Origin of the sequence: Bartonella sp. TT121SHDZB, assembly GCF_042193415.1 — a bacterium.
Classification (GTDB): Bacteria; Pseudomonadota; Alphaproteobacteria; order Rhizobiales; family Rhizobiaceae; genus Bartonella.
In genome coordinates, this window is sequence record NZ_JBHILR010000002.1 from 152,521 (window position 1) to 163,679 (window position 11,159).

The window sequence follows — 11,159 nt, forward strand, 5'->3', positions numbered from 1 at the left end:
GTAATGAGATATGATCTATAAACAACACCATCAATTGATTATCTTGAAAAGGATTAGCTCCATGTGCTCTGCAACGGTATCTCGACTTTTTGCCCTCTTTATCGTGGGTATCATGCTGATACCATCCCCCACCTACAGTAAAATAAGTACAGCAACTCATACAAGCTCATTTACAGGTGCTTATTTAGCTGGAAGGGTTGCAAATCATGAAAATAAAACAGAACTTGCTATCAATTATTTTAAACAAGCACTGGTTTATCAACCTGATAACATTGAAACACAAAAAGAGCTCCTTGAAGCTATGCTCTCGGTCGGAAACTTTAAAGAAGCTGTCCAACAAGCCCAAAAACTCAAAGAAAACGATGTTATAACTCCCTTTGTTTCCTTAACTTTGTCAGTAGAAAGTCTCATCAAAAAAGATTATAAGAATGCCAAGGCTCTTCTGAAATTAAAGGAACTTCCTACGTCCAATAATCCAATACCTGAACTCATCGGCGCTTGGATTACATTTGGATCTGGACAAAAATCTCAGGCAATCGATGATCTTAAGAAACTCAAAGGTCCTGTCTGGTATGATCTTTTTATATCTTATCATCTAGCACTTATGAGCGACCTTGCAGAACGGCCAAAGGATGCAAAAAAATATTTCATTAAAGCACTGAGTAACAAACAGGGAACTCTTATCGCTCCTAATACTTATGAGCGTATTATCATAGCCTATGCCTCATTCCAATTGCGCCATAATATGCGCAACCAAGCTCTTCAAACAATCCAGCATGGCGAACAAATGTTGTCAGGTCGAGAAGTCCTTAAAAACTTTCAAGAAAAAATTGAAAAAAATTCTTTCTTAGAGAGAGTTATTAAAACACCTCAACAAGGAGCTGCCGAGGTATTATATAATTTTGGAACAGCCCTCAACTACAAAAACTCAGGGCAAATTGCACGTATTTTTAAGCAATTATCTTTCGCCTTATACCCTCAAAATGACGCAACACTGTTTCAGCTCGCACACATTTCTGCTAAATTGAACGATCCACATCAAGCAATTAAACTTTATCGCGCTTTATCCCCTAAATCTCCTTATTATAAAGATGGACAACTTCATCTTGCATTCCTTCTTGCCAATAACAACAATTACAAAGAAGCAATAAAATTACTCATATTGTTAAATAAAAAATTTCCCAATGATCGTAATATTTTGATAACGCTCGTTGCTTTTTATATGCAGGATAATAAATTTCTTGAGGCCATTAAAACTCTAGACTACGCTATTACAAAGATAAAAAACTTTCAGCAGGACGATTGGAAACTCTTTTATCAGCGTGGTATTGCTTTTGAACGTTTAAAGCAATGGCCAAAAGCAGAACTTGACTTGCGAAAATCACTTGAATTTTTCCCAAATCAACCGCAGGTTCTTAATTATTTAGCCTATTCCCTTGTGGAACGTGGTGAGAAGCTTGAAGAATCGCTCCGTATGCTACAAAAAGCCTCTGCTTTACAAGCTCACAACAGTCATATTCTCGATTCTTTAGGGTGGGCTTATTATAAACTAAAAGAATATAATAAAGCAGTGCAAATATTAGAAAATGCTGTCAGATTACAACCTGAAGACCCAACACTAAATGATCATTTAGGGGATGCCTATTGGAAAGTTGGGCGTAAACGTGAAGCAATCTTTCAATGGAACCACGCAATTGACGGAAAACCAGAAAATTCTGAACAAATTCAAGAAAAGTTGAAATTTGGTTTGCAATAAATGATGCTTAACCATAAACCACATGAAATAATAAATAGAGAAACTAAAATTACTTTGGTTTTTTGTTTAGTCCAATATAAAGAGTATAAAGCGTGAAACTGCCTGAACATCTTAACCCCAAACGTTCTTTTCAGGGACTAATCTTAACTTTGCAAAATTATTGGGCACACTATGGATGTGCAATTTTGCAACCTTACGATATGGAAGTCGGAGCTGGGACTTTTCATCCAGCAACAACATTACGCTCTCTAGGTCCACGCCCTTGGAAAGTTGCTTATGTCCAACCCTCTCGACGTCCAACAGATGGCCGATATGGTAAGAATCCAAATCGTTTACAACACTATTATCAATTCCAAGTGCTTCTCAAACCCTCTCCGCTCAATTTACAAGAACTTTATATAAAGTCGCTACAAGCTATCGGGCTTGATACAAAACTGCATGATATTCGCTTTGTTGAAGATGATTGGGAAAGTCCCACTCTTGGTGCTTGGGGGCTCGGATGGGAATGCTGGTGCGATGGAATGGAAGTCTCTCAGTTTACTTATTTTCAACAAGTGTGCGGCATTGAATGCGCTCCAGTTTCAGGGGAACTCACATACGGTCTTGAGCGTCTAGCAATGTATATCCAAGGGGTTGATAACGTCTATGACCTTAACTTTAATGGTTTGGAGGGAGAAAACAAAATAAGCTATAGAGATATTTTTTTACAGCCAGAACAGGAATACTCATATTACAACTTCGAATTTGCTGATACAAAACTGCTCCACCAGCATTTTATCGATGCAGAACGCGAATGCAGCGCACTTCTTGATGCTGGAACACCAAATAAAGAAAATGTATTCCATCGCTGTGTTTTTCCTGCCTATGATCAATGTATTAAAGCGAGCCACATCTTTAACCTTTTGCAAGCACGTGGCGTTATTTCTGTAACCGAACGACAAAATTACATTCTTCGCGTTCGTAATCTCGCGCGCCGTTGTGGGGAAGCCTTCTTACTCACAGAAGCTGGACAAATATACACTGGAGAAGCCTAATGTCTGATCTTCTTCTTGAACTTTTCAGTGAAGAAATCCCCGCACGTATGCAACGAAAAGCTGCTGCTGATCTTAAAAAATCTGTTACAGATCAACTTGTGAATGCTGGATTGATCTATGAAGCTGCTCGTGAATATTGGACACCTCGTCGGCTAACATTGGACATACGCGGACTTTCCACACGCTCCAAAGATGTCCATGAAGAACGCAAAGGTCCCAATATAAAATCACCACAGCATGTAATTGATGGTTTTCTACGTGCAACAGGATTAAACGATATTTCTGAAGCGCATATTGGACATGATGATAAAAAAGGTGATTTTTATATTGCTAAAATTGTTAAAAAAGGTCGAGCTGCAGAAGAAATTATTGCCGATATTTTACCGGATATTATCCGCAACTTTCCGTGGCCGAAATCTATGCGTTGGGGAAAAGATTCAGCACAAAGTGGTACTTTGAAGTGGATTCGACCTTTACAAAACATTCTTTGTATCTTCGGACCAGAAATTGGTGAAACACATGTTATTCCATTTACAATTGGTTCTCTTAAAAGCAATAATTTAACTTATGGTCATCGTTTCTTAAGTGATGGAAAGCCATTTCAAGTGCGCCGCTTTGATGATTATATTACTCAACTTGAAACCCATAAAGTCATTCTGGATGCCGAGAGACGAAAGAATATTATTTTAGCTGATGCCCAAAATCTCTGCTTTGCAAATGGTTTAGAACTGGTTCAAGATAATCCTCTCCTAGAAGAAGTTGCTGGTCTTGTTGAATGGCCTGTTATCCTGATGGGTGATTTTGAAAAATCATTCCTTGATATTCCTCCAGAAATTATTCGCTTGACCATTCGAGCCAATCAAAAATGTTTTGTCACCCGTAAACAAGGAGAAAAAGTAAAACTTTCTCATCATTTTATTCTCGTTTCTAATATTCTTGCAAATGATGAAGGCAAAGAAATTTCGAAAGGAAATAGTAAGGTTGTCCGTGCCCGTCTTTCTGATGCACTTCATTTTTGGCAAACCGATCAGCGTGATTTGCCTGATATTCAACAATTGGAATCTTCTATAAAAAAATTTGAACTTGATATAAAAAAACCTCTCGATCAAAGAATGGCGCGACTTGATCATTTGAATGTAACTTTTCATACTAAATTAGGTACACAAGGTGAAAGAGTAGAACGCATTGCTACACTCGCACAAGAAATTGCCCCTTTGATACAAACAGATCCTCTTTTAGCAAAACGTGCAGCCATCCTTGCAAAAGCTGATTTGCAAACAGAAATTGTCGGAGAATTTCCTGAACTACAAGGTGTTATGGGGAAAAAATATGCCCTTCATCAAGGGGAAGATCCTCGCGTAGCTGTAGCAATCGAAGACCATTATAAACCTCAAGGACCAACAGATCGTCTTCCACAAGAACCACTTGCTATAACCGTTATGCTCGCCGACAAAATTGACATGCTCGTTGGCTTTTGGCTCATTAATGAAAAACCAACGGGCTCAAAAGATCCCTATGCATTAAGACGAGCAGCATTGGGAATTATTAGGCTTGTACTTTCGCGAGATTGGAAAATCAATCTTATGCCACTGTTTCAGTTGGCAACAAATCTTTTTTTACAACAAAAAAATAAATATGAAATCTCTCAAAGAGAAAATTCACAATTGCAAAATCTGCTTCCAGAAAAAACAGAATATATTTTATCAGATTTGTTATTCTTTTTTCATGACCGTCTGAAAATCTATCTAAAAGAGGAAGGCGCTCGTTACGATGCCCTTGAAGCCGTTTTAAACAAAGATTCTGATGATTTTTTATTGGTTGCACGTCGTGTCGAATCGCTTATCGCTTTTATCAATACCTACGATGGAATGAACTTTGTAGCCTCTGTAAAACGTACTGCCAATATTCTTGAAAATGAATTTCAAAAAAGCACAACAATAGCGAATGAAATTAATCCTGAGCTCTTTGTCGAGAAAGAAGAAAAGCAGCTCTATCATGCAATCTGTGAAGTAGAAAGAAAGGTTCTTGCCCCCATCAATGCAACAAATTTATCATTTGCCCTCAGTGTGCTAGCGCCACTTGGAAAATTGATTGATATATTTTTTGAAAAAGTATTGGTAAATGATAAAAAACCTGATGTTCGTGCTAACCGTCTTGCTCTTCTCAAACATACTCACATTGTTACACAATCAGTTGCAGACTTCTCAAAACTTGTCATTTAAAATCAAAATACCCTATTAACTGATAAAAACAATGAAGATAATTTTTTCTTTTTTATGGCTTTTATTAATTAATATTGAGAAAATTATGCAACCAAAGAGACTGTTCTTTATCTCTCAAATATCATTAATTAAGATATGTTTTCATTTTGATAAATGATTCTTTCTCAAGAGACTCTTTGATAAGTTCATCTGCCTTGTTAGAATCTATTTCCCTTGTAATAAGGGTACGTGCTGTAGAAATTGCCAAATCAATAGCCGATGAAGAAACCATGCGTATTGCATCTGCTTCTGCTTGGGCAATTTTTTGTTCTGCCAATTTATTGCGGTTTTTTACATATTCTTCTGCTTTTGCACGGGCCTCAACAATAATAGATTCAACTTCATGCTTTGCTGCTGCAATAATTTCTTGCGCATCTTTTTCTGCTTCTGCATGTTTGCGTTGATATTCAGCCAATATTTCCTGTGCCTCTTCACGAAGACGCAGAGCCTCATCCAGTTCATCTTTGATACGTTTCGCGCGCGCATCAAGATGGTGTATAACCCTCTGTGGAATTTGGAAATAGACTAAAAGAGCCAAAAAAAGAACTAACCCAACAAATGCCCAAAAAGTATCAGTCATCTTTATCTTCCTCAATAATCCGCAGTTTTAATAACTGAACGAACAACTTCTTTACTGATATCAACGTCAATCAATTTTTTCACAATTTCAAGAGCTACTTCTTCAGCGATAGAACCAACATTTTGCATCGCTTTATCCCGAATTTTTGCTATCTGTTTTTCAGCATCTGCGAGTTTTTTCTCTAAACTCTCCTCAATTTCTTTCCGTTCAAGCTCTGCCTTTTCTTTTAATTCTTCACTAGCTACCTGCGCTATAGCCTGCGCATTCAAACGCGCTTCTGCTAATTTCCGCTCATAAGTTTCAACGACAATGTCTGCTTCCTGCTTCATGCGCATTGCCTGATCTAAATCAGATGCGATTCGATCTCGCCGTGTTTCAATAACACCACCAATACGTGGTACAATTACACGAGAGATAAAAAGATAAAAAAGCCCGAAAGAAATTGCCAACCAGAAAAAATGCGAACCAAAATGCACAAAATCAAAAGGCGGAAACACACGATTTGCATGCTCTGCCACCTTTTTAATATGTTCTATCGACGTTTCAGTGTTCTGTGCATAAGCGCTTGAAACAAACATCTTCTTTCATCCTTTAAATAGCTTATTAAAGCCCTCTATAACCGATGATAACTGACTAACACCCTTCTGGCATCTCTCTGGTTAAGAGCTAAAAGGGTAAATCTTTCCTTATGCAAGAACAGATATACCCTTTTGATGATGATTAAACCCCAAAAAGAAGTAATAAAGCAATGAGCAATGAAAAAATTCCCAAAGCTTCTGTTACAGCAAAACCAAAGACGAGACGTCCAAACTGACTATCTGCTGCAGATGGATTTCGTAATGCACCAGAAAGATAGCTACCAAAAATATTACCAAGTCCTAAAGCTGTTCCAGCCATACCAAAGCAAGCAAGACCAGCACCAATATATTTTGCTGCAAGCACCATTTCCATGTTATTCTCCTTTAAAGCAAAATTGCATTATTCGACGGAAAACCGCCAGTTCTATTAATGTCCTGGATGAATTGCATCATTAAGATACATACAAGTTAAAACCGTAAAGACGTAAGCCTGAAGGAATGCTACCAAAAACTCAAGAGCAGTAATTGCTACAGTCATAATAAGCGGTAAAATCGAACCACCCACACCTACAAGTCCTACCCCAATCATTGAAACAACAAACCCAGAAAACACTTTAAGCGTAATATGACCAGCAAGCATATTCGCAAAAAGACGAAGAGAAAGACTAATTGGACGGGAGAGAAAAGAAATAACCTCAATCATTGTCACCAGAGGTAAAACCACAACAGGAACTCCACTGGGAACGAACAGTTTCAAAAAACTGACCCCATGCTTATAAAAGCCATAACCAATCACCGTCAAAATTACCACCATTGCTAACGAAAACGTGATCATGATTTGAGACGTAACCGTATAAAAATAAGGAAAGAGACCAATAAAGTTAGCAACTAAAATAAAAGTAAACAGAGAAAAAACTAAAGGAAAAAACTGCATCCCCTGCACACCAGATGATTCCCGCAGAGTCGATGCTACAAATTCATATGCCATTTCCGAAAGAGACTGCATCCGCGTTGGAACCAATCCACGACTCGATGACGAAATAAAGAGAAAAATAGAAGTTACAACAACCGTAAGGACTGTAAACAATGATACATTTGTAAACGATAAATCCATATTTCCTATGGAAATCTTAATCAGCCTTAAAACCTCAAACTGATGAATAGGATCTGGAGCGTGCGCTGTCACTTCAACCTCATTTATCGGACCTCTCATTGGCCCCTTTATCTTGTTTTTGGCGCAATGCGCCTTTTTTTCCTAATTGACTGGAGGAAACATACCCCACAGACCGAAGAATACTCAATACACCAGCAGCAAATCCAAAGAAGAGAAAAAATACCAATCCCCAAGGCCATGAACCTGCTAACTTATCAAACCCCACCCCCAAAACAATACCAACTATAATACTTGCCAGAAACTCACTGGAAAGCTTAATTGCACCTGCCATCCTTCCTTGTGATTTTTCCCGCTTATTCCTATGCTCCCGCTTCTTTAATGCTTGCTTGCGCACTAAAGCTACGCTTAAGTTCCTACTACGACATTCCAAATCCTCTGAATGAAGACACTCTCCTTGCTTTTCTTCTTCAGCCTCCTTACGGCTCATAACGGGTTTCTCGCCCATTGCCATCATTGGCTCCTTAATTAAAAAGCAACGTAAGAATACATTTTATAAAACCTTGCGCATCATATTGTTCCCGAATTTATTCGTCAAGATACTAAAAGAAATCTATCACCAATTTATCGTATAAATTTTATTGCAGAAATAACGTATTTTTCAATTTACATGTTTTCTTAAAAAGATATTCTGAGCACCTAAACCGATTTCACGACAACACCCGTGAATGTATAACGAAAAGTTCCCGTGAATAATATAAAGCTAAAAAACAGTATGAGAGCGTTAATTTGCTTCTTTTATTCAAATAAACTTGCACTTTTTATTTTATGAAAATAATAATAATCAATAGTTTCTATATGATCCTATTCGCAAAGTATTTTATATACGCCATTACAGGCCCCATTACGAAATGAGCTTGAGGGTATTAAGAGAAGTTTCTTTAAATACGAAATATTAATAAATCTAAAATTTCAAATAGATCAAGCCAATAGAACACAATAAAATTTAAATACGATTACCATACCACTTTATACAATTTTAATCCACTTTTATGAACTTCGCTCTTTACAATTGAATATCGTTAGATTTAGCAAGTATTTTTGCTTTTTATTCAGACAAACTATCGTAAGCAAAAGCGCTTATTCATAATCTTTATTTTTATGAAACGATAATCTAATGCTGCTTTTCAAAAAAGCATTATAATTATATTTCCCTCCCCTCATATTGCATCTATTTTTGCACTTAAATAACCTATTAAGAGGATTATGTACTCTTTCTTAAATACTCCCGTCAAACTCTTCTCATAACATGCAAATAAATGATTTTTATCAAGATGAAAGAGCTCTATTCAATAGCGCTTATGATAAATAATCATCAATAAAATTAAAACTTTAGCAAATAAAATTTTAATTTTGTGAAACGAGAAACCATTGAAAAAACTTATTTTTAAGATTCTTAGGTATAGATTTCAGTTACTGAAAAAATTAAAAGAGTTATCATTTCTTCTTGGAACGTGTCGCAAAAGGATTATCAGAGGCTCGTAATGATATGCGAACGGGTATACCAGACATATCAAAAGTTTCACGTAACCCATTAACAAGATAACGCAAATACGACTGGGGCATACTTTTGGGGCGCGAGCAGGAAATCATAAATCCAGGAGGACGTGTCTTAACCTGTGTGATGTATTTAACCTTAAGTCGACGTCCAGAAACCGCAGGAGGTGGATGATGTGCCACAACAGTTCCAAGCCATTGGTTTAATTTAGCCGTCGAAATGCGACGATTCCATACACGGTGCATCATCATGACATTTTCCATAAGTTTATCAATCCCTTGACCATATTGTCCTGATAAAGGAATAGCTCTCAAACCACGAACTTGAGGAAGAAATCGCGTACATTTTTCATGCAAATCAATCAATGTGGTCTGACTGTTTTCAATAAGGTCCCACTTATTGAAAGCAATAACTGGAACACGCCCTTCACGAATCACAAGATCAGCAATTTGTAAATCCTGCTTTTCAAAAGGTATCGTTGCATCAAAAACAATGACCACAACTTCTGCAAAGCGAATAGCACGTAAAGTATCTGCAACAGATAGTTTTTCTAATTTTTCTTGAATTCTCGATTTTCGACGTAAACCTGCAGTATCAAAAAGTTTAATATGACGACCACGCCATTCCCAATCTACAGAAATAGAATCACGCGTGAGTCCTGCTTCTGGTCCTGTTAACAATCGCTCTTGTTTCAACATACTATTGATAAGAGTGGATTTTCCTGTATTGGGACGCCCCGCAATTGCAATCCTAATGGGCTTACTTTCATCGTAAATAAGCTCCTCTTCTTCCAAATCCTTTACATCATCACCAACAGATGCAGGTTGTATCATTCTATCTTCTTCTTTGTTGTTGCCAAAAACATGCTCTGACCCAACAGCATCTATAATTGCATCACGCAGATCACTAAGTCCCAAACCATGTTCAGCCGATATTGGGCACGGCTCCCCCAAACCTAATGACCACGCCTCATACTCTCCTCCTGTTGCCGCTCTTGACTCAGACTTATTGGCAACAAGCACAATTGGCTTTCCTGATTTGCGAACCAATGAAGAAAAATTTAAATCACTTGGTGTTATTCCGCTCTTTGCGTCAAATACAAATAAAATTAGATCCGCTTCATCAATTGCAACTTTTGTATGAGAACGCATACGCCCCTCAAGTGTATGATCACTTGCTTCTTCCAGCCCAGCCGTATCAATCACATCAAAACGTAGATCTTGAAGTTTTGCCGCATGAATACGCCGATCACGTGTTACACCAGGCTTATCATCAACCAAAGCCAATTTTTGCCCAACCAAACGATTAAATAGTGTTGACTTCCCAACATTGGGACGACCAACGATAGCAATGGTAAGGCTCATCGATTTATTCCTTATTTGCCTTGCCCTCAGCTTGTATAAGCTCAAGCATCATTCGAGCCCGATTTGTTATTTTTAAACCCAAAGCACCTTCTTCAGAAATTTTCTTAAAATAATAAACCGCTTCATCCATTTTATCCGCCTTATAAGCAGCTAAGCCTAAAGCTTCTCTTGCAGACATACGCATAGGATCGGTATCACTTGCCATATCTTTGATACGCTTTTCAACATCAGCTAATGTCCCTGTATCAACCAGAATATAAGCCGCCCGAATTTTTGCAACTTTCTGCAAAATCTGCGGTGCTTTCTCATCCGCTGCAACAGAATCAAAGATCTCCACTGACTTAATAATATCACCTTTCTCCATGAGTAAAGAAGCCTCACGTAAACGAGCAAGAAAAGGATACCCCCCAAAATGAGAGGTTTTAACAGTTTCTAATTGCTTTATCGCTTTATCAAAATCACGTGTATCCGCAAGATCAAGACTTTTTACAAATGCATCACCAATATAATCAGCTTTCTTTATTTGCGTATAATGATAAACTTGATAAGCAACTATCATGAATATAAAAAGAATAGCTGCTCCAATAATTGAAAAGCCATACCGTCTCCAAAAAGCAAGCGCCTTTTCATGACGGAATTCTGCATTAACTTCAGCAATAAAACTATCATACGACATATATCATACCTTGAAAAAAGTTACTTTATCTGTGCTTTTACGCATAAATGGATAAAGATGGTAGTCCTAATTAACTAAAAATCTTTAAATTGCTCGTTTATTTATTTTAAATCAATATGTAGCCAATTCAATCAGATTTTTGCAACAGTCTTAATTGAAAATGATGTAAGCCCCTATTTGTACACATTACAGCTTTTACATATATTGAGTCTTATGAAAAATTCACTGCCTTAATATTCAT

10 protein-coding genes are annotated in these 11,159 nt (G+C 37.3%); 3 read left to right on the plus strand and 7 right to left on the minus strand.

The features are described 5' to 3' along the window. Nucleotides 1-61 precede the first annotated feature (61 nt). From ACFIKI_RS02000 to glyS, 3 genes are all read left to right on the plus strand, one after another. Complete coding sequence (locus tag ACFIKI_RS02000; RefSeq protein WP_375665439.1) at nucleotides 62-1,756, plus strand: tetratricopeptide repeat protein; 1,695 nt, start codon at nucleotides 62-64, stop codon at nucleotides 1,754-1,756. 92 nt (nucleotides 1,757-1,848) lie between these two features. Further along, the gene (locus tag ACFIKI_RS02005) at nucleotides 1,849-2,790 is read left to right on the plus strand and encodes a glycine--tRNA ligase subunit alpha (protein WP_375646381.1); all 942 of its coding nucleotides are present in this window, start codon (nucleotides 1,849-1,851) and stop codon (nucleotides 2,788-2,790) included. Further along, the gene (gene glyS, locus ACFIKI_RS02010) at nucleotides 2,790-5,012 is read left to right on the plus strand and encodes a glycine--tRNA ligase subunit beta (protein ID WP_375665440.1); all 2,223 of its coding nucleotides are present in this window, start codon (nucleotides 2,790-2,792) and stop codon (nucleotides 5,010-5,012) included. The genes ACFIKI_RS02005 and glyS overlap by 1 nt, the downstream gene beginning before the upstream one ends. 124 nt (nucleotides 5,013-5,136) lie before the next feature. Here the strand turns inward: glyS and ACFIKI_RS02015 are convergent, their stop codons facing one another. From ACFIKI_RS02015 to ACFIKI_RS02045, 7 genes are all read right to left on the minus strand, one after another. Continuing rightward, nucleotides 5,137-5,631, minus strand: a complete 495-nt coding sequence (locus ACFIKI_RS02015; protein WP_375665441.1) for a F0F1 ATP synthase subunit B — start codon at nucleotides 5,629-5,631, stop codon at nucleotides 5,137-5,139. Nucleotides 5,632-5,642: 11 nt separating this feature from the next. Then, entirely contained in the window at nucleotides 5,643-6,209 is a 567-nt protein-coding gene (locus tag ACFIKI_RS02020) for a F0F1 ATP synthase subunit B (protein ID WP_375665442.1), read from the minus strand. Between the two features lie 142 nt (nucleotides 6,210-6,351). Then, nucleotides 6,352-6,582 carry a F0F1 ATP synthase subunit C gene (locus ACFIKI_RS02025; protein WP_005773968.1) on the minus strand — a complete coding sequence of 77 codons (231 nt, stop codon included), beginning with the start codon at nucleotides 6,580-6,582 and terminating at the stop codon, nucleotides 6,352-6,354. A gap of 54 nt (nucleotides 6,583-6,636) precedes the next feature. Continuing rightward, nucleotides 6,637-7,395 carry a F0F1 ATP synthase subunit A gene (locus ACFIKI_RS02030; RefSeq protein ID WP_375606478.1) on the minus strand — a complete coding sequence of 253 codons (759 nt, stop codon included), beginning with the start codon at nucleotides 7,393-7,395 and terminating at the stop codon, nucleotides 6,637-6,639. A 7-nt stretch (nucleotides 7,396-7,402) separates the two neighbouring features. Beyond that, entirely contained in the window at nucleotides 7,403-7,834 is a 432-nt protein-coding gene (locus ACFIKI_RS02035; RefSeq protein ID WP_375665443.1) for an AtpZ/AtpI family protein, read from the minus strand. A gap of 983 nt (nucleotides 7,835-8,817) precedes the next feature. Beyond that, nucleotides 8,818-10,242: a ribosome biogenesis GTPase Der gene (gene der, locus ACFIKI_RS02040; protein WP_375665444.1), complete on the minus strand. Its 1,425-nt coding sequence runs from the start codon at nucleotides 10,240-10,242 to the stop codon at nucleotides 8,818-8,820. 4 nt (nucleotides 10,243-10,246) lie between these two features. Continuing rightward, entirely contained in the window at nucleotides 10,247-10,918 is a 672-nt protein-coding gene (locus tag ACFIKI_RS02045; RefSeq protein ID WP_375665445.1) for a tetratricopeptide repeat protein, read from the minus strand. Nucleotides 10,919-11,159 lie beyond the last annotated feature (241 nt).